Source organism: Streptomyces sp. NPDC002520, assembly GCF_053595235.1.
Genome location: NZ_JBSFXG010000010.1, coordinates 22,306 through 39,332, shown reverse-complemented (window position 1 = coordinate 39,332; position 17,027 = coordinate 22,306). Strand labels below are relative to the sequence as shown.

General features: G+C 70.5%; 14 protein-coding genes. 5 read left to right on the top strand and 9 right to left on the bottom strand.

The annotated features are described in order from the left end of the window. Nucleotides 1–48 precede the first annotated feature (48 nt). Complete coding sequence (locus ACWD5D_RS16435; protein ID WP_451373379.1) at nucleotides 49–1,251, bottom strand: ABC transporter substrate-binding protein; 1,203 nt, start codon at nucleotides 1,249–1,251, stop codon at nucleotides 49–51. Nucleotides 1,252–1,371: 120 nt separating this feature from the next. On the opposite strand from ACWD5D_RS16435, the gene ACWD5D_RS16430 reads away from it, so the two are divergent. The 3 genes from ACWD5D_RS16430 to ACWD5D_RS16420 all read left to right on the top strand — a co-directional run bounded on the left by ACWD5D_RS16430 (nucleotide 1,372) and on the right by ACWD5D_RS16420 (nucleotide 4,278). Next, nucleotides 1,372–2,118 carry an SDR family NAD(P)-dependent oxidoreductase gene (locus ACWD5D_RS16430; RefSeq protein WP_451373378.1) on the top strand — a complete coding sequence of 249 codons (747 nt, stop codon included), beginning with the start codon at nucleotides 1,372–1,374 and terminating at the stop codon, nucleotides 2,116–2,118. 137 nt (nucleotides 2,119–2,255) lie between these two features. Next, nucleotides 2,256–3,473: an RNA-guided endonuclease InsQ/TnpB family protein gene (locus ACWD5D_RS16425; protein ID WP_451373377.1), complete on the top strand. Its 1,218-nt coding sequence runs from the start codon at nucleotides 2,256–2,258 to the stop codon at nucleotides 3,471–3,473. Between the two features lie 55 nt (nucleotides 3,474–3,528). Beyond that, on the top strand, nucleotides 3,529–4,278 hold the full coding sequence (locus ACWD5D_RS16420) for an SDR family NAD(P)-dependent oxidoreductase (RefSeq protein WP_451373376.1): 750 nt from the start codon (nucleotides 3,529–3,531) through the stop codon (nucleotides 4,276–4,278). A gap of 595 nt (nucleotides 4,279–4,873) precedes the next feature. On the opposite strand, the gene ACWD5D_RS16415 is transcribed toward ACWD5D_RS16420, so the two are convergent. The 3 genes from ACWD5D_RS16415 to ACWD5D_RS16405 are packed head-to-tail and all read right to left on the bottom strand — an operon-like array spanning nucleotide 4,874 to nucleotide 8,558. Continuing rightward, nucleotides 4,874–6,199, bottom strand: coding sequence for a M20/M25/M40 family metallo-hydrolase (locus tag ACWD5D_RS16415; protein ID WP_451373375.1), 1,326 nt, complete (start codon nucleotides 6,197–6,199; stop codon nucleotides 4,874–4,876). Continuing rightward, complete coding sequence (locus ACWD5D_RS16410; protein ID WP_451373374.1) at nucleotides 6,196–7,602, bottom strand: cytosine permease; 1,407 nt, start codon at nucleotides 7,600–7,602, stop codon at nucleotides 6,196–6,198. Before ACWD5D_RS16410 ends, ACWD5D_RS16415 begins: the two co-directional genes overlap by 4 nt. A 2-nt stretch (nucleotides 7,603–7,604) precedes the next feature. Continuing rightward, entirely contained in the window at nucleotides 7,605–8,558 is a 954-nt protein-coding gene (locus tag ACWD5D_RS16405; RefSeq protein WP_451373373.1) for a DUF1177 domain-containing protein, read from the bottom strand. A gap of 103 nt (nucleotides 8,559–8,661) precedes the next feature. Here ACWD5D_RS16405 and ACWD5D_RS16400 point away from each other — a divergent pair, with 103 nt between their 5' ends. Both ACWD5D_RS16400 and pepE read left to right on the top strand, forming a co-directional pair. Continuing rightward, a complete protein-coding gene (locus ACWD5D_RS16400; RefSeq protein ID WP_451373372.1) occupies nucleotides 8,662–9,546 on the top strand; it encodes an IclR family transcriptional regulator in 885 nt (294 codons plus the stop codon). Nucleotides 9,547–9,576: 30 nt separating this feature from the next. Beyond that, nucleotides 9,577–10,305, top strand: a complete 729-nt coding sequence (gene pepE / locus ACWD5D_RS16395; RefSeq protein ID WP_451373371.1) for a dipeptidase PepE — start codon at nucleotides 9,577–9,579, stop codon at nucleotides 10,303–10,305. A 315-nt stretch (nucleotides 10,306–10,620) separates the two neighbouring features. Here pepE and ACWD5D_RS16390 read toward each other — a convergent pair whose 3' ends face one another. From ACWD5D_RS16390 to ACWD5D_RS16370, 5 genes are all read right to left on the bottom strand, one after another. After that, on the bottom strand, nucleotides 10,621–11,901 hold the full coding sequence (locus ACWD5D_RS16390) for an alpha/beta fold hydrolase (RefSeq protein ID WP_451373370.1): 1,281 nt from the start codon (nucleotides 11,899–11,901) through the stop codon (nucleotides 10,621–10,623). A 152-nt stretch (nucleotides 11,902–12,053) separates the two neighbouring features. Next, nucleotides 12,054–13,118, bottom strand: a complete 1,065-nt coding sequence (locus tag ACWD5D_RS16385) for a hypothetical protein (RefSeq protein ID WP_451373369.1) — start codon at nucleotides 13,116–13,118, stop codon at nucleotides 12,054–12,056. A 57-nt stretch (nucleotides 13,119–13,175) separates the two neighbouring features. Continuing rightward, nucleotides 13,176–14,840, bottom strand: a complete 1,665-nt coding sequence (locus ACWD5D_RS16380) for an OPT/YSL family transporter (protein WP_451373368.1) — start codon at nucleotides 14,838–14,840, stop codon at nucleotides 13,176–13,178. Between the two features lie 212 nt (nucleotides 14,841–15,052). Beyond that, nucleotides 15,053–15,829, bottom strand: coding sequence for an IclR family transcriptional regulator (locus tag ACWD5D_RS16375; protein WP_451373367.1), 777 nt, complete (start codon nucleotides 15,827–15,829; stop codon nucleotides 15,053–15,055). Nucleotides 15,830–16,433: 604 nt separating this feature from the next. After that, a complete protein-coding gene (locus ACWD5D_RS16370; protein WP_451373366.1) occupies nucleotides 16,434–16,985 on the bottom strand; it encodes a MarR family winged helix-turn-helix transcriptional regulator in 552 nt (183 codons plus the stop codon). Between the last annotated feature and the right edge of the window lie 42 nt (nucleotides 16,986–17,027).

Here is a 17,027-nt window from a genome sequence, read left to right as displayed (position 1 = left end):
CGGGCCCGGGAAGCTCCGGCCCGCGCCGGACCTTCCCGGGCGCCCGACTTACTGGAACTGGCCGTCCTTGATCGCCGACGGCGGGATGAAGGCGAACTCCTTCTCGACATTCGAAGGACGGTGGACCTTGGCGGTGAACCCGTAGTGGGAGAGGACCGCGGTCTTCGCCTTGTCCTGGACGGTCGAGGACTCCAGAGCCTTCGCGATCTTCTGCGGATCGGTGGAGCCGGTCGACTTCGCCGCCGCGACGACGAGCGGAAGCGCGTCGTAGTTGTAGGCGAGGATCAGCGTGGACTTGATCGCACCGAGCTTCTTCAGCCGCGCGACACCCTTGTTCACCGCGGTGGCGGCCTCGTCGTGCTTGGTGCTGACGTAGACCTGCATCACCAGGTTCTTCACCTGGCTGGTGCCGAGCACGCCGCTCGGCGGCGGGGTCGCGACGAGGTCGGTGGCGGCGACGGAGGTGTCTCCGATGACCGGGATGTCCCAGCCGGTCTTCTCGAGGCCCTTGAGCACGTAACCGAGGGGCGCCCCATAGGCGTCGAGGACGAGCGCGTCCGGCTTGGTGGCTTTGATCGCCTCGATCTGCGCGGTCATGTCGAGCGCCGCGATGTCGTACTCCTTGTTGGCGGTGACGTCGACACCGGCGTCGCTGAAGGCCTTCTCCGCGACCTCGCCGTAGGCCTCGCCGTAGGAGCTGTTGCCGTGCAGGATCCCGACGCGGCCGTAGCCCTTCTCCTTGAAGTAGGGCAGATACGCGGCGATCTGGTCGGCGGGGCCCGGCGACAGGTCGAAGTTCAGCGGGAATTTCGACGGGTCGGACGAGGTGGCGGTCGGACCTATGTTGAACGAGAGGATCCGGTTCTGGTTGAGGATCGGGAGGGTGGCCTCCGCGACCGCGGACGGACCCGAGTTGAGTACCAGGTCCGGCTTGCCCTTGCCGATCGCTTCGCGCAGCTTGGTGACCGCCGCGGTCGGGTCGGCACCGTCGTCGAGGACCTCGATCGTCACCTTGCGACCCCCGACACCGCCCAGTTCGTTGGCGAAGTCCACGCCCGCCTTCGCGGCGTTGACCGACATCGAGGCGTTGTCGGCGAGCGCGCCCTCGGCACTCAGACCACCGAGCACCAGCACGCGGTACTCACCCTTGTCGCCCCCGCCGGCGCTGCCACCAGCCTCGGAGCCGCATCCTGCGAGAACGAGCGCCAGCGCCGCCGTGGCGCCCGCGGTCGTCATGAGACGGAACTTCATCCCTCACAGCCCTTCACTGAACGAACCAAGCGTTTGTTAGGTTGGGTAAGCTAGCATGACGCAACTCACACCAGTCAATACGTCGTCAAACCCGGCTCTTCGGCAAAGGGAACACCGCAGATGGACACACGTGGTACGGCTCTTGTGACCGGCGCGGCCGGCGGCATCGGCAGCGCTGTCTGCAGGCGGCTCGCGGCGGCGGGTGTCCCTCTCGTCGTCGCGTACCGAAGCAAGCGTCCGACTGAGCTCATCGACGAGCTCGGCGATCGCGTGGCCTACGCCGGCGCCTGCGAACTCTCCGACGCGCAGCAGGTCTCCGGGTTCGTCGCCGAGGCCGAGGCCACGGTCGGTGACGTCCGTACGGTGGTGCACGCGGCAGGGCCGCACGTGCCGATGATCCATCTGTCCCGGGTCGCACCGGAGGCGTTCACCGACCAGGTGCATCAGGACGTCGGGGGCTTCTTCAACCTCGTCCGTGCGGTGCTGCCCGGACTGCGCCGTACCCGAGGGTCGATCACGGTCGTCACGACCGCCGCGACCCGGCGCTACCCGGTCCGCGACGGGCTCTCGGCAGCCCCGAAGGGGGCCGTCGAGTCACTCGCCCGGGCGCTCGCGGCCGAGGAGGGCCGATACGGCGTGCGGGTCAACTGCGTCGGGCCCGGCATGCTCGAGGACGGGATGTCGGCCCGCCTGATGGCTTCCGGCGATCTGAACGGACGGGCACTCGAGGTCGCTCGGTCCAACATCGCGCTGCGCACCTTCGGCAGTGCCCAGGACGTCGCCGAGGCGATCGAGTACCTCTCCTCCGACCGCGCCGCATTCGTCACCGGCCAGAAGCTCGATGTCGACGGCGGCTACGGCATCTGACCGTAGGTCTTGGGCGCAAGCCCCGTCCTTTGGGGCGGGGTTAGCCCATCCTCGCGCTGGAGCCGAGTTGCGGCGGAGTTCGCTGGGTTGTCAGTGGCGTGTACTAGGTTGATCGCTTCGGCTGAGGGGGGTGTTTCATGCTGTCGGGCCGTAGGTACCGGCTTGAGCTGACGGCCGGGCAGGCTGTGCAGTGTCAGGAGTTCGCGGATGTGTGCCGTGCGGTGTGGAACACCGGCCTGGAGCAGCGTCGGGAGTACCGGCGACGCGGGGCGTGGATGAACTACGCCCCGCAGTGCGCAGAGCTGGCCGATGCCAAGCGCGAGCACTCGTGGCTGAGGGCCGCGCCGTCGCACGTGCTCCAGCAGACCCTGAAGGATCTGGACCGGGCGTGCCGGGAGCACGGCACGTTCAAGGTGCGTTGGCGGTCCAGGGCCCGCTGGTCTCCTTCGTTCCGGTTCCCCGACGCGAAGCAGATCACGGTGGAGCGGCTGGGCCGGAAGTGGGGGCGTGTGAAGCTGCCGAAGCTGGGATGGGTGCGGTTCCGCTGGTCCCGTCCCCTGGGCGGTGAGATCCGCTCGGCAACCGTGTCGAAGAAGTCCGGGCCCTGGTTCGTGTCGTTTCTCGTGGACGACGGCGCCACGACGCCCGAGTGGCATGCCATGCCCGGCACGGCTGTGGGGATCGACCGTGGGGTGAAGACCGCCGCCGTCACCTCCGACGGGGACTTCCACGACCGGGCGTTCATCACGGCCGGTGAGACGGTGCGCTACCGGCGGCTCCAGCAACGCCTCGCGCGTACCAGGCGCGGGTCGGCGAATCGGCACAGGACCATCGCGGCCATGAACAAGATCATGGGCCGTGTCACCGACCGGCGCGGCGACTTCTGCGCGCAGACGGCCGCCCGGATCGTCGTGCAGAACGCGCTTGTCGTCCTGGAAGAACTCAGGACGAGGAACATGTCGGCGTCGGCTGCCGGGACCGCCGGGGCGCCGGGCCGGAACGTGCGGGCCAAGGCCGGACTGAACCGGGCCATCCTCGACAAGGGATGGCACCGCCTCGAACTCGCCCTGTTGGGCGCTGCCCGCTACACGGGCACGACCGTGTTGAAAGTCAATCCCGCGTACACGTCGCAGCGCTGTCACGCCTGCGGGTTCGTCACCGAAGGCAACCGCGAGAGCCAAGCGGTCTTCCGGTGCAAGCACCCTGGGTGTGGCAACACCGATCATGCCGACGTGAACGCGGCGAAGAACATCAAGGCCGCGGGGCTCGCGGTGTCAGCCTGTGGAGACCTCGGCATCAGCCGGTCTGTGAAGCAGGAACCCGTAAGCCGGGCGACCGGCCGAACCCCCTCATAGGGGAATCCCCCTCGCTCACGAGGGGGAGGACGTCAACCATGGAACGGAGCCACCCATGACCACACCGCACGCGATCGGCCTCGGATACGCCCCTGGTGAGGCGATGCTCGTCACCGGTGCCGGGAGCGGCATCGGCCGCTCGGTGGCCCGCCGCGGCCTCGAACTCGGACTGAGCGTCTCGGCGTGGGACCTGAACCCGGACGGCCTGGGGACTCTCGCCGACGAGGCCGGCGTCGGCGACCGGTTGCACACCCACGTCGGTGACATCTCCGATCCGGCTGCCGTGGAGCACGGCTTCGCGACGGTGCGCGAGCGGTTCGGGAACCCCGCGTTCCTGGTCAACAACGCCGGGCCGGCGTCCTCTGTCCCGATCGGCTTCGACGACGCGATGCGCATCGGCGTCGGCGGCGCCCGGGCGATGACCGAGGCCTGGTCGTCACGGGAACTCCCTCCGCACGCCGCCATGGTGGCGACAGCCTCGGTGGCCGGGAACCGGATCGGCACCGCGAGCGACTGGTACTCGGCGGCCAAGGCCGCACTCGCCGGCTACGTGCGCCATCTCGCCGCACACCACGCCACGGCCTTCCGCAGCAACGCCGTCGCTCCGGGGATGACCGACACACCCCGCCTCACCGGCTTCGCCCAGTCCGAGTCCGGCCGACGGGTGCTGGGCCGCATCCCGCTCGGCCGGATGGGAACGCCGGACGAACTGGCGTGGCCGATCCTCTTCCTGCTCTCCCCACTGGCCGCGTACGTCAACGGTGCCGTACTCGTCGTCGACGGCGGCTGGACGATCACGCAGTAGCGACGGCTGCCATGATCTGTCGGCCGCCGGGCACCCTGCGCACGAGTGGTTACAGGGTGGACAGCCTCGTCGGTACGTGGTGCCGATGGGACGCAGGTCTCGACAGCAGCGCGGTGCCATCGCCGAGCAGGTCGTTGTAGCGTTCGCCGGACTCACCCACTCGCTGGGCGACTACCTGCCGACCGAATCCGATCGGCTGCTGCACTGCGCCTACTCCCCCGACGCCGGGGAAGCCCGTCTTGGGCGAGTTCGGTCCTGCGGGGACAGCACCCGACAGGGCGTGGTCTCACCCGGTGTCGGGCCGACCCCCGCAGGGCCTGGGGCGCTCCGAACGGATGCGTGACGACAACCGCGCAGCAAACACGACACCGCCGTGTGCAAACGGCTGCGTAACTCCTCCGCCGTCCTGCGTAGTTCGCATATGCAGCCGGGGATGTGCACTGGGACTCACCCGTCTCCTCGGCTGCGCGACATGCGGGGAGTGCGGAGCCGGGTTCTCGGTCGCCGGGCGAGTGGCCGACCGGCACTGACGCGGCTCGTCGAGGGCACCCGTGGGGCTCGGTGAGCGTCTTCTCGCCGAGCCCCACGGCGTGGTTCAGCAGTTCTGCCACAGGCGGGTCATGACCCGGACGCCGAAGCGCAGGCCTTCGAGGGGGACTCGTTCGTCGACTCCGTGGAAGAGGCGGCCGTAGTCGAGGTCGTGGGGCAGTTTCAGTCCCTTGAAGCCGAAGCAGCGGATGCCGAGCTTCGTGAAGGCCTTCGCGTCGGTGCCGCCCGGGTTGCAGTACGGCACCGGATGGCCGTCGGGGTCCTCGGCGCGTACGGCCGCGCACATCGCGTCGACGAGGGGGCCGTCGAAGGAGGTCTCCATGGCGATGTCGTGGTTGACCCACTGCCGGGTGACCGACGGCAGCAGCAACGCGTCGATGGTGTCGACGAGTTCCTGCTCGTGGCCGGGCAGGAAGCGGCCGTCGACGCGGGCGGTGGCCCGGCCCGGGATCACGTTCGTCTGGTAGCCGGCCGAGAACATGGTGGGGTTGGCGGAGTTGCGCAGCACCACCTGCGTGAAGTCGGCGACGGGACCGAGCTTGGCCAGTTCCGTGTCGAGGTCGTCGGCGTCGAAGTCGATGTCGACGCCCTGGAGCCGTGCGGCCTCGGCGAGCAGTGCGCGCACCGGTTCGATCAGGCGGATCGGGAAGGTGTGGCGGCCGATGCGGGTGAGCGACTCGGCCAGGTCGGTGACCGCGTTCTCGTCGTTGGGCGAGGAGCCGTGGCCCGCGCGGCCGGTGGCTGTCAGTTCCATCCAGGCCATGCCGCGCTGGGCGTTCTCGATCGGGTACAGCCGCTGGGTGTCGTCGAGCGCGTAGCTGAACCCGCCGCCCTCGCCGATCGCCTCCGTGACGCCGGCGAACAGCTCGGGCCGGTGCTCGACCAGCCAGTGCGCGCCGTACCTGCCGCCCGCCTCCTCGTCGGCGAGGAAGGCCAGGACGATGTCGCGCGAGGGCCGGGTGCCGGTGCGGGCGAAGTGCCGGGCGGTGGCCAGCATGACCGCCACCGTGTCCTTCATGTCGATGGCGCCCCGGCCCCACAGGTAGCCGTCGCGGATCTCGCCGGAGAACGGCGGGACCTGCCACTCGTCCGGGTCGGCCGGTACGACGTCCAGGTGGCCGTGGACGAGCAGTGCCCCACGAGCTGCATCGCTGCCAAGGATGCGGGCGACGACGTTGGCGCGGCCCGGCGCGCTCTCGACCAGTTCCGAGGTGATGCCGGCCTCGGCGAGGAGCTCGACGACGCGGTCGGCGCAGGCCCGCTCGTTGCTGGTGGGGTTGGAGGTGTCGAAGCGGATCAGCTCCGCGCACAGTTCGATCGCCTCGCGCTGTGCCTCCTCGGAGGCGACGACGAGGGAGGGGGCGGTGGTCATGACGCTCCTACGGGGGCGGTGCCGGTGGTGGTCGGGGACTTCCCCGCGCCGTCGGCGGTCTCGTCGTCGAGGGTGGTGGTGCCGTACGTCTTGACCCAGCCGGCGAGGCCGAGCACGCAGTAGAGGACGAAGGCGGTGAGCAGGGAGTTGAGGGCGGGGATGCCGCCGTCGTAGAACTTGCCGACGCAGAACGCCGCGGCCCAGATGACCAGGGACATCGGCACCCAGACCGGCGAGGTGGCGGGCAGGGTCTGCGAATCGCGGGTGGCGTCGAGCGGTCCGCGCATGCGGCGCACCACCCAGTACTCGGCGACGATGATGCCGCCGACCGGCGGGATGGCCACGCCGAGGACCGACAGGAAGTCGGTGAAGTGCGTCATGATGCCGACCGCGGACAGGAGGGTGCCGGCGAGGCCGAGGACGATGGTGACGGCGCCGCGGCGCAGGCGCTTGCGGAAGACGACCTGGAAGAAGTTCACGACGCCGAGCGAGGAGCCGTAGAGGTTCCAGTCGTTGATCTTCGCCGTGGACATCAGGACGACCAGCACACCGAAGACGCCGGAGGTGGAGAGCACGATCTGGGAGACCTGGTTGGTGCCCACCAGGTGGCCGAGGAGGACACCGGTCAGGCCGACGATGTACTCGGACAGGATCATGGACGAGGCGCTCTGCACGAAGACGTGCGCGCCCTTCTTGTTGTAGCGGGTCATCTCGGGTGCGACGATCGCGCCGGTCATGAAGCCGCCCGCGATGGCGGTCGCGGCGACCGACAGCGGGATGGCCGGGCCGGGGGCCGGCGAGTGGACGAGGTCGGAGATCGAGTGCTTGCTCAGGGCGTCGGTGACGGACCAGGCGACCATCGTGAAGAACAGCGGGGTGACGATCTTCGCGAAGATCGCCATGTACCGGAAGCCGAAGACCACCAGGACGGTGATGGCCAGGCCCGCGACGACACACCACAGCCACGACGGGCCGCCGACCAGGGTGGAGACGCTGTTGCCGAAGATCGTGTTCTGCACTCCGAACCAGCCGACGAGGCTGATGGAGATGACGAGGCTGACCAGCGCGGAGCCGTTGCGGCCGAAGCCGACCCAGCGGGTCAGCAGGGGTGTCGCAAGGCCCTCGCGCATCCCGGCCAGGCCGATCGCGAAGATCACGACTTCCAGGATCACGGCGCCGAGGGTGAAGGCGAGGAAGGCGTTGCCGAAGGACATTCCGACGCCGATCGTGGCGCCGAGCGTGAACTGCGAGATCGATCCGGACTGGGCGAGCCACTGCAGCAGCATCGTCCAGAAGCCGAGCCGTTCCTCGCGCGGGACGCGGGCGAGGGCGTAGTCGTCGCTGCCCAGGGCTCTGTGGCCGGTGGCGTCCGGGGCGGTGGCGGTGTTCTTGTGAGCAGCCATGATCACGACTCCCTGGATGCGCGGCCGAGGGTCTGCAGGTGCGCCAGCGAGCCGTAGCGGGACACGAGCTGGTCGAACTCCACGTCGTCGTGGAAGTCCAGGCGTCCGCCGCCGTAGGCCTTCGCGGTCTCGACGGCGAACCGGGCGGCGGCCGCGATGTCGGTCTCGTGGCTCGCGCCCGTCTGGCAGCCGGGCACCGCCGCGGCCGAGGTGACCGCGAGGCCGACGACCGGGGCGGTCGTCGCCGTGGCCGGCTGAAGGATCGAGTTGATGTGATGTACGCCGTTACCGTACGGGGTGATGTCCTGCGTGGTCACCGGGTACGTGACCAACGGCTCACCGGTGACCACGGCCAGCAGCTCCCCCAGCTGCTCGCTGACCTTGAGCACCCAGCCCTCCTTGACGGTGGGCGACAGGGCCAGGCCCTTGTGGTTGATGATCCGGTTGCCCTTGGTGGTGTCGACGGAGAGCACCGCCTCCATCTCGTCCGTGACCTCGTGCCGGTTCATGGTGGCGATGTCGACCGGCGAGTCCATGAACGGCACCGGGTCGTGCGGTGCGGTCGGGGCGTTCGGGCAGATGTGGGTGGCCACGATGACGTCGCCGTCGAGCACGTCGCCGCGGCGGCGCATGTCCAGCAGCTTGGCGGCGGTGGTGATCGCGGCGATCGCGCCGTCCGCGTCGGAGACCAGGCCGGTGATCTGCGGACGGGCACCCACACCGCCGAGCCGTCCGACCACGCCGAGCGTGCGCGAGGCGCCGCCGCGGCTGCGGCCGGTGCGGCCCGCCACGCGCACGAGGACGAAGTCCGTGGAGCCCCGCTCACCGGTGACGGTGGTGACCTGGGCGCCGGAGCCGGCGGGGCCCGCCACGGAGTCGAGGTAGGCGGCGACTCGCTTGCCGTCGGCATCGGGATCGTCCAGCAGATCCACGATGTCCAGGACGTACTTCAACATGGGCAGCTTCTCCTGATCCGCACCCGGGTCGGTGCTGACAGCAGATTCAGGATCCGTTAACCTTCTTCGCAACTATTTCCCGTTATCTGCAATTCAGGTCTGAATGGCGAGATGGACGGGCGGGCGGACGTCATTCGGAGCGGACGCCACTCGGAGAGGAGTTGCCGTGCCTGACATCCCCGTCGACCGGAAGACCCCGGCCGGGGCGCTGCAGACCGTCGACCGCGCCCTGCTGGTGCTGCTGGCGTTCGAGCGCACCCGGCCCGACTGGGGGGTGACGGAGGTCGCCGCCGAGTTCGGCTGGGACACCTCGGTCGCACAGCGACTGCTGTCCACCCTGGCCGGACGCGGCTTCCTGGTGTCCGACCCGGCGACCCGCCGCTACCGGATCGGTCCCGCCGCCCTGCGGCTGGGCCGCCTCTGGGAGCGCTCCGGCTCGCTGGAGATGCTCGCCGAACCGGTCCTCCAGGAACTGCGCGCGGCGACCGGGGACACGGTCCTGTTCTGTCTGCCCGACAGCTTCCACATGCGGTGCGTGGCGGCGGTCGAGGGCGAGGAAGGGCCGCTGCGGTACTACCCTCTGGTCGGCGAGCTGTACCCCGCGCACGCGGGAGCGACCAGCAAGTCGTACTACGCGTTCCTGCCCGACGAGCAGCGCCGCCGGCTCTTCCGCGGCCGCCCCATGGCCCGTTTCACCGAGCGCACGGTCACCGATCCCGACCAGCTGGAACGCGAGTTCCGTCAGGTGCGGGCGCAGGGGTACGCGTGGACGGTCGGCGAGTACGACGCGGGCATCGGCACCGTCGCCGTGCCGGTCTTCCTCGGCGCCGAGCCGTACGGCAGCCTCAGCCTGGGGGCCGCCAGGGAACGCTTCCCGGACGGCCCCGAGGACCGGCTCGACGCGCTGCGCAAGGCGGCACGCCTGCTGGAGCAGCGGCTGACGCACCCGCCCCAGCACCACCGCCGCCCGCGCACCCGCACGACCTGAAGCAACGAATCCCATGGTGAGGAACACCCCTTGAACCTGCTGCTCCTGTCCAACTCCACCCAGTACGGCCGCGGTTACCTGGAACACGCCCTCGACACCGTGACCGCGTTCCTGCCGGCCCGGGCACGGCTCGCGTTCGTGCCGTACGCGCTCGCCGACCACGACGCCTACACCGCCAAGGTGCGCGGCGCGCTCACCGGGGCCGGCATCGACGTGTACGGGGTACACGAGGACGGTGACCCGGTCGGCCGGCTCGCCGAGGCGGACGCCGTGTTCGTCGGCGGCGGCAACTCCTTCCGGCTGCTGACCGCCCTGTACCGGACGGGCCTGCGGGACGCCCTGATCAAGGCGGCAGGGAACGGACTGCCCTACATGGGCGCCAGCGCGGGCACCAACATGGCCGCTCCCACACTGCGCACCACCAACGACATGCCGATCGTCCAGCCCCCGTCCTTCGAGGCACTGGGACTGGTGCCGTTCCAGATCAACCCGCACTACCTCGACCCCGATCCGCGCTCCAGGCACAAGGGTGAGACGCGCGAGGAGCGCCTGACGGAATTCCTCGAGGAGAACGACGTGCCGGTGCTCGGTCTGCGCGAAGGCTCCTGGCTGCGCGTGGCCGGAACCCGCGCCGCCATCGGCGGCGAGAACGACGCGCGGCTCTTCCGCCGCGGCATGGCGCCGCGGGAGGTGCCGGTCGGCTCGGACGTGTCCGAACTGCTCGCCGTCACACCGGAGTACGACACACCGTCGCGGTAGACCGGGAGTGAGCCACAGGAAAACCGCCGCCGCGCCGGGCGCGGTGGCGGTTCAGGCCGGCAGCCGCGTGTTCTTCGTCATGCTCCCCGCGGCGACGGAAACGGCATCCACGAGGCGATCCGGCCGGCGAAGGCCGGGGCCCCGGACCAGGAGCAGATCCGCGCCCCCGGGCGGCTCGCCGGCGATCCTGGAGCGGCAAAGGCCCTGATCGGCACGGCTCCGGGCGGCGGCCGAACCTGAGGAAGTGTTCAGCCGGCCATGCCTTGATCCGCCCGACAGGGCCTCTGGAGCAGTCCTTGTCCTCAGCCCTTGCCCTTAGCTCTTGGCCTTGCCCTGCGCCATCGCGATCAGGTGGTCGAGGACCGCGGGGTCCGCCTTCACGCCGTCGTGGGCGTGGGTCTCGGACACCCAGGCACGCAGGCTCCGCACGAGCCCGGCCGTCTCCAAGGACTGCTCGCGGTCGACGAACATGTCGTCGTGGTAGACGGCCGCGACGACCGGCACCTCGTTGGCGGCGAGCCGGTCCATGTCGTAGACGGCGGGCCAGTCGGTGCGGTGGGCGAGGCGCTCGGCGGTGTCCTTGAGGGGGACGAGCGCCGGGTCCTCGTCGAACTGCCAGGGGTAGATCATCTCGCCGGTGAAGCGGAGCGGACCGGTCGCCGTGGCCTGGAACTGCGGGAACTCCCCACGGATCCGGTGCGCCGACCAGCCGGTGGCCCGGCCGCCCTGGGCGTAGATCGACTCGTGCAGCACGGCGTAGAGGGGGCGCGGCGCGAAGGAGACGGTGGCGTCGATGCCGCGCAGGAACGGGTCGGAGAGGGCGGGGCCGTGGGCGCCGGCGACGAAGGCCGTCTCCAGAAGGTAATGGAGCGTGTCGAAGCCGGACGCGGTGCCGAAGTTGACGCCCATGGTCTGGAAGCGGCGCACCGTCAGCCGCTCGCCGCCCGGGAGCCGCACGTCGTGGTCGGTGAGGTGCGCGGCGACGGCGTCGGCGATGCGCTGGTCCCCCGGATAGCGGGCGAAGTAGCGCTCGTTGTGCGCGAGGGTGCGGCGGTACGCGGCGCGGTAGACGTCGTCCGCGTTGCCGGTGAGCGTGGGCAGGCCGCCGGTGATGAACACCTGGCCGAGGCCCTCGGGCGCCAGGCTCAGATAGGTCAGGGCGCAGAACCCGCCGAAGCTCTGGCCGAGGACGGTCCAGGGGCGGTCGCCCTGGAGGTGGCGGCGCAGGAGTTCGGCGTCGCGCACGATCGAGTCGGCGCGGAAGCAGGTGAGATGGGCGGCGGGGTCGGGGACAGCGGCGAGTGTCGTGCGGTCGGCCGGCGTGGAGCGGCCCGTGCCGCGCTGGTCGAGGAGGACGACGCGGTACTCCTGCAGGGCGCGGCGCAGCCAGGCGCCGGCCGCGTTGGGGCGCTCGGCCCGGCCGCCGGGTCCGCCCTGGAGCCACAGCAGCCGGGGCAGGTCACGGTGTTCGTGCTCCTCGGCGACGACCTCACGGGCGAACAGGGAGATCGCCGGGCCGTCGGGGCGCGTGTGGTCGAGTGGCACGTCGAGGGTGTGGTCGACGCAGACGAGACCGCTGTGGCGGTAGGGGGTCATGACTGGCTCCTGAAGGTCGTGCGGCAGTGGGGCGCCCCCCCTCGCGGTGGGGCGCCCCGGTGAGGGCGGTCAGGGCCTGTCGCCACATTCCCGTCGTCCGCCCGAGGGGCGGGCCGGGCGTCGCCCGGCAGGCGGGAATGTGACGACGGGTCCTAGTAGCCCTCGACGCCCAACTCCTTGCATATCTCGACCAGTTCGGGGTGCACGTACACGCCGTCGCGCTCGATGCACTCGCCGTCGAGGTAGATCGACGGGCCGAGGACGGAACCGTCGGTGTGGGCGGCGGACACCCAGGGCTCGCCGCCGATCCAGGCGCCCTTGGTGCCGATGCCGAGCTCCACGCAGCCGAAAACGCGCTCGTCCTCGACGATGCGTCCGGTCGGCGCGGGCACGCCCGGGTTGAAGCCGAGCGACCAGTGGGCGATGCGGAACATGTTCGGGTCGCCCCAGGACTCCATCCAGCGGCGGAAGACGTCCGCGTCCTGGCCGCCCTCGATCTTGGTGACCACGCCCTTCTCGACGGTGCAGCGCACCGGGGAGCGCAGCAGGCCGAGCTGATCCGGCGGCCACAGCGCGCCGTCGAAGACGAGGACGCCGTCCTGGGTCTCCTCCAGGGGGTTCCAGGAGATCTGTCCGGAGAGCATGACGGTCTCGCCGGGCTTCTCGGCCGGCTTGCCGCGCAGGTTGATGGGGCGATCGCCGTTGCGGCCGGTGATGTCGGTGCCGTTCGCGGACGTGATGCGCACCTCGTCGGCCTGCTCCAGGAGGCGTACGAGGGCCTTGCCGAGGCGGATGACGCCCTCGAAGTCGGGGCGTCCCACGGTCGCCACGAGCATGTGGACGTCCATGGCGGTGAGGTTGGTGTACCGGCAGCCGTTCGCCATGGCGGTGCGGAAGGCGTCCGAGTGCATGACGTAGGAGACCGCGAACTCGATCCACACGTCGGCGTCCGCGATGGCTCCGGCGACCGGGCGCGGCGGCTCCATGGAGGAGCTGTGCAGCGTCTCGTACCAGACGACGACGGGGTGGGCGCCCGCGGCGGCGACGGCCTGCGCGGTCGCCTCGACGACGCGGCGGTCACTGCTGGTGTCGCCGGTGAGGACGACGTGCTCGCCGGGCTTGACGAGCATGACCTGCTCGACCAGTTTGCGGGCGGCGAGGGCGAGTTCGAAGCTCAGGTACTCACCGCGGGGTTCGAGGCGGCTGAACATCTCCATGGGGTACTTCTCCTTGCTACTGCGGTACTGCGGGAATTGCGGGTGGTGAGGGGACGCTCAGCCGACCTTGACGATCTGGGCGGAGTCACCGAGGGAGCTGCCCGCGATGAGGCCGGCGCCGACGAGGTTGAGCTCCTCGTCCGCGCGGGGTCCGCGGAGCCTGCGGTAGACGACGCGCACGGCGAGTGCGGCGAGGACCAGCCAGCAGGCGTTCGGGGTGAGGATCAGCAGGCCGGTCGCGAGCATCACGCCCATCTGCCGGCGGGGGCCGCCGAGCAGCTGGATGAGGGCTCCGGGGACGGCCCAGAGCAGCATGGTGCGCAGGACACCGGGGTCGCCCAGGCCGTGCTTGACCGTGTCCGCGTACACCTTGGCGACGGGCGGGACCAGGCCCTGGCGGAAGTACGACTGCCACAGGACGGCCACGACGACGAGCGCTGCGGCGAAGCCGATGATCGCGGCGCGGAACTGCTCGCGGCGGCCCTCGCGTTCGAACGGGTCCCAGGGCTGGTGGTCACGGCGCAGGATCCAGCCGGCCTTGAGGTCGTAGCCCATGTCGGCGAAGGCGGGTCCGGTGGCGGAGACGTAGCCGACGAGGAGGGCCAGCGGCACGGACGGGATGCCGATGAGCAGGCCGAAGACGAGGAAGATCAGGGTGACCGCGAAGGACGGGAACCAGCCCGACTGCATCGCGGCGAGCCCGACGATCAGCTCGTGCACGAGGGCGGCGAACGCGGCGAACAGGATCCAGCCGACGAGGCCGAGCGGGCTCATGTCGCTGATGAGGCCGCCCGCGACGGCCAGGATCACGGCTCCGCCGGTGAACAGGGCGTAGCCGCGTACGAGGGTGCGGCGCAGCGCGCGCTCGTCGACGGTGACGGCGGTCGTGGGGTCGGCGGGCGTGGTGGGCTCGGCGGGCGTGGGCGGGGTGCTCGCCGGAGCGGGGCGGCGGCGGGCGATGAGCCGGATGGCCTGGCCGAGCGCGACGACGCCGGCTCCGACCATCACGCCGTGGGGCACGAAGCCCGCGCCGAGGTCCGTGTGGAACACGGTGGGGCTGAACTCCCGCAGACCCAGACCGATACCGAACATCAGCAGAGCCCAGACGTTGCCGAGGAAGGCGACGCCGGCGGCGGACAGCGGCAGGCTCAGGAGGGTGCCGCCGAGCCCGACGAGGGTACCGGCGCCCAGGATCAGGGCGCGCTTGCCGCCCTTGTCGCCGGCCTTGATGGTCTCTGCGGCAGCGGTGCCGGGCGGCCAGGCCGCGTCGGCGGGCAGCAGCCGGGACCCGAACGCGCGGTAGAGCACCCAGGTGTCGATCAGCAGACCGATGAACGAGCCCGCGAGCATCGGCCACACCAGGTCCCCTCGGCCGAAGACGAACGGCACGGCGATGGACGAGAGCAGGGCGTTCGCGGAGGCGAAGGTGGCGGCGGAGATGGCGCTCTGGGCGAGGTTCTGCCGGTGGACCGAGCGCATCTTGCGCAGCCCCGCGATCGGGATGCGGCCGACCAGCATGGCGATGAGGGCGCCGACCACGGAGGTGTTGGCGGATATGCCGAGCTTGGCGACAAGGTCGGCGCCGATGAGCGCGCCGAGGACGGAGAGCGCTGCGAGGACCACGAAGACGACGGGTTCCCGGACGCGGGGGTGACCGGGTCCGGGGATGTCCCCGGTGGGCGGTTCGGTGTTGGCGGCGGTGACTGAGGTGTGGTGCGACACGGGACGCCCCTTTGCGGGCAGGCAGGACCGAGCGGCGTGCGCGTGGGCGGCACACGGCGCGGGGACGGGGACAGGGGAGGAGAGGGAGGATGGGGAGGGATGGGGAAGTGGTGCGGCGGATGCGGGACGTAGTACGGAGGCATGAGGCGGTACGGCGGCGGATGCCGGGGAGAGCGGTCGCGTTCCGCGGCCGGCCCGAAGGGCGCGGGGCGTCAGGGGCCGAACGCGACCGAGGCCTCGCGTGCTCCTTCGACGACGAGCTTGGTGATGCGGTCGGCGTCGCGCTCGATTCGGTGCGAGGGGCCGATGACCGTCAGTGACGCGGCGATGGTGCCGGCCTGGAAGACGGGTGCCGAGATGGCGGCCACCGCCTCGTCGTACTCGCCGAGGCTGACGCTGTGGCCCTTCTCCCGGACGTCCTGATAGACGCTGAGCAGCTCGTCGAAGTCGGTGACGGTGTTGTCGTTGAAGCGCTGGAGCGGGCTCGCTCCGAAGATCTGCCGGATCTCCGCCTCGGGGTAGTGGGCGAAGATCGCGTGCCCCGAGGCCCCGGCGTGGCCGGGGATGAGGGCACCGACGATGGCCGTGTAGCGGACGGGACCGGTGCCGTCGACGGCGGCGGCACAGCGGTATCCGCTGCCGTTCGGCACGTTCAGTACGACGCTCTCCCCGGTTTCGCGCAGCAGTCCGGCGAGAATGGGCCGGACGAGCGAGGGAAGGACGCCGCTGTGCTCGCCGACGCGGGCGAGCCGGGACACAGCGGGCCCGAGTCGGTAGCGGCGTGTCGTACTGTCGCAGGTGAGGAACCCGCGTGCGGTGAGCGTGGTGAGGATGCGCTGGGCGACGGCCTTGTCCCAGCCGTGTTCCCTCGCGATCTCGCTGACGCCCCACTCGGGGCGCCGCTCCGTGAAGGAGAGCAGGGCGAGCAGGGCGCGATCGGCGCCCTGGAGGACTCCGGGCCCACCGGTCTTCGGGCTGTCGTCGGTCATGGCCCGCTCCTCCTGACGTCTGGCTCTCGCTCCGGTTCGGTGCGCTGAGCGCAACGCCGTTGCGCTCAGCGGCGAGAACTATGGGTGTGCGGCATCGCGGGTGTCAAGGGTTTTCGCGCACCGGATGGATCGCGTCCCGCGCGAGGCCCGGACCCGCGTGGTCAGCCCTGCGGAGCGGACGGGATCACGCCCCGGGAGATAGCACGGAGCGCCTCCGCGAAATGGCTTCCGGGTACGCGAGTTGGCTCGGGGCGAGGCCTACCGTGCGCCAAAGCCGAGTTGAGCGGCGCGGGAACGGCGGCTGGGAGTTTCCGGCTCTGGGGGTGGAGGTGGCGGGCCCTCCGGCCTGCTCCCGGGACGGCCGGGGATCGCAACGGTTTCGTAGGGCTCCGGACCAAGATCGTCGCCCTCGTGGTGGTCGTCCCCCGGGAAGGCCGGGGATCGCGACATGCAGGGCGTGCGGCTGACATGTGATGACATGCAAGGCGTGCGGCACGGCGATCCGCCACCGGGTCGGCCGCAAGCCCTGGCAGTGCCGCATTCGCCGACCAGGGCACAACCAGGGCCCGTTCCGGGTCCGGATCAAAGTGCCCGGGAGTGCCGGTCAGCCCATTCCACCGATCCACCCTGCGGCATCGAGCCGGAAGTCTCCAGGCGCTGCCGTGGCGCGCAGGTCGTCCTCGATTGCGCGCAGGCGTTCCTCGCCCAGGACGGCGGCCCAGTCCGCACGCAGTTGGTCGAAGATCGCAGCCGAGCGGGCCAGCAGGTCATACCCCCGCTCGGTCAGCCGCACGAGCCTGCGCCGGGCGTCGGCGGGGTCATCGGCGCGTTCGGCGTAGCCGAGGGCGGCAAGGCGGTCGACGGTCTTGCCCGCCGCCTGTTTGGAGATTCCCAGGCGGCGGGCGATGTCGCTGGCGGTGCTGCCTTCAAGGCCGATCGCCTGCAGGGCGAAACCGTACGCCGGACGCACATTCGGATGGCCCTGCCGGGCCAGTTCGGCGTGCACCCCGTCGATGAGCGTGCGGAATCCCGCGAACAGCAGCAGTGGGAGTTCGTAGCCGGCCCTTGGCCGGTCCGGAGCCTCGCCCTTCGCTTCACCACCCTCGACTGAAAGGTCAACCTGGTTTACCATCGGATCGTCAACCATATTGACCATCTTAGGAGGGTGCCGTGTTCGCCGCACACAGCATGGAGAGCG

What these genes read in the sequence shown, in the direction of transcription:
- ACWD5D_RS16435 (WP_451373379.1), bottom strand. Translation starts at nt 1,251, where the DNA reads ATGAAGTTCCGTCTCATGACGACCGCGGGCGCCACGGCGGCGCTGGCG.
- ACWD5D_RS16430 (WP_451373378.1), top strand. Translation starts at nt 1,372, where the DNA reads ATGGACACACGTGGTACGGCTCTTGTGACCGGCGCGGCCGGCGGCATC.
- ACWD5D_RS16425 (WP_451373377.1), top strand. Translation starts at nt 2,256, where the DNA reads ATGCTGTCGGGCCGTAGGTACCGGCTTGAGCTGACGGCCGGGCAGGCT.
- ACWD5D_RS16420 (WP_451373376.1), top strand. Translation starts at nt 3,529, where the DNA reads ATGACCACACCGCACGCGATCGGCCTCGGATACGCCCCTGGTGAGGCG.
- ACWD5D_RS16415 (WP_451373375.1), bottom strand. Translation starts at nt 6,199, where the DNA reads ATGACCACCGCCCCCTCCCTCGTCGTCGCCTCCGAGGAGGCACAGCGC.
- ACWD5D_RS16410 (WP_451373374.1), bottom strand. Translation starts at nt 7,602, where the DNA reads ATGGCTGCTCACAAGAACACCGCCACCGCCCCGGACGCCACCGGCCAC.
- ACWD5D_RS16405 (WP_451373373.1), bottom strand. Translation starts at nt 8,558, where the DNA reads ATGTTGAAGTACGTCCTGGACATCGTGGATCTGCTGGACGATCCCGAT.
- ACWD5D_RS16400 (WP_451373372.1), top strand. Translation starts at nt 8,662, where the DNA reads ATGGCGAGATGGACGGGCGGGCGGACGTCATTCGGAGCGGACGCCACT.
- ACWD5D_RS16390 (WP_451373370.1), bottom strand. Translation starts at nt 11,901, where the DNA reads ATGACCCCCTACCGCCACAGCGGTCTCGTCTGCGTCGACCACACCCTC.
- ACWD5D_RS16385 (WP_451373369.1), bottom strand. Translation starts at nt 13,118, where the DNA reads ATGGAGATGTTCAGCCGCCTCGAACCCCGCGGTGAGTACCTGAGCTTC.
- ACWD5D_RS16375 (WP_451373367.1), bottom strand. Translation starts at nt 15,829, where the DNA reads ATGACCGACGACAGCCCGAAGACCGGTGGGCCCGGAGTCCTCCAGGGC.
- ACWD5D_RS16370 (WP_451373366.1), bottom strand. Translation starts at nt 16,985, where the DNA reads ATGGTCAATATGGTTGACGATCCGATGGTAAACCAGGTTGACCTTTCA.